At 43.4% G+C, this 1,147-nt stretch carries 1 protein-coding gene; it reads left to right on the top strand.

Annotation, left to right across the window (positions count from 1 at the left end):
- On the top strand, positions 1 to 1,147 hold a 1,147-nt coding region (locus tag I2D94_RS18140; RefSeq protein ID WP_195397923.1), incomplete at both ends, for a recombinase family protein.

Below are 1,147 nucleotides of genomic sequence, written 5' to 3'. Positions count from 1 at the left end.
TCCGGGAAGCACGCAGAGAACCGTCCAGAGCTGCAGCGCATGCTCTATGACTGCGATCGAAAGCAGGTGGATGTAGTTATCGTCTATCGGCTGGATCGCTTCGCACGCAACCGCTATGACAGCGCCACACTTAAAGCGCGCTTGAAGAAAAATAACATAAGACTATTGTCAGCTATGGAGAACCTATCTGACAATCCGGAATCTGTCATCCTTGAATCCGTCCTGGAAGGCATGGCTGAATATTACTCTCTGGAGCTGAGCCAGAAGGTCAGGCGCGGAATGGACAACAATGCTTTGAAAGGCAAGAGTAACGGTGGTCAACGTAAGTTCGGGCATCGTACTGGTGCCGATGGCAGGCCGGAAATCGTACCCGAGGAAGCCATGATCATCCGAGAAGCTAAAGATCAGTATTTGCAAGGAAAGACTATTGCTGCTATAAAGCGAGATTTCAATCGCAGAGGTTGGCGCTGGCATAAGGGAAAACCTTTCACAGAAATCAATATTACGTCTATGCTTGATAACCGCTGTAATGCCGGGGCCTATAAATTTAAAGGTCAATATATAGATAATATGATCCCGGCGATAATCAGTTTGGAAGAATATAACGCAATTCAAGAAAGAAGGGAGCTTAAAAAAATGACAAAAAGAAAAGGTGACAGTTTTGTTTTAACAGGGAAGCTTGTTTGCGCACAGTGCGGTGCATCCTTGTTCGGCGACTCCGGAACATCACGTAATGGAGAAAAGCATTATTATTATACCTGCTGCAACAAGAAAAAAAAGAAAACCTGCAGTATGAAATCTGTGGTGAAAGCTGATCTCGAATCTGCGGTTTTTGAGCTTACTAAAAATGCTATTTTAAAAGAAGACATTATTTCCACCATCGCAGAAAGATGTGCAGAAATCATGGAGAAGGATGACTCATACGCCCTGGAAAAAGAGATTACTACTCGCGATTTAAGAGACGTTGAAAAGAAAATCTCAAATATCATTCGCGCTATAGAAGATGGCTTGTACTCTGCGTCGTTGAAAGATCAAATGGCTGCTTTGGAACAACGACAAGTTGAGCTGAAAAACAGGCTGCATCAGATCGAATCCATTAAGCCGATGATGACGAAAGAACGCATTGAATTTTGGCTTATGAAATATA

It is taken from the genome of Holdemania sp. 1001302B_160321_E10 (assembly GCF_015552275.1).
In the GTDB taxonomy this organism is placed as follows: domain Bacteria; phylum Bacillota_I; class Bacilli_A; order Erysipelotrichales; family Erysipelotrichaceae; genus Holdemania.
The sequence above is the reverse complement of the archived record's forward strand: the minus strand, read 5'-3'. Positions and strand labels throughout refer to the sequence as shown.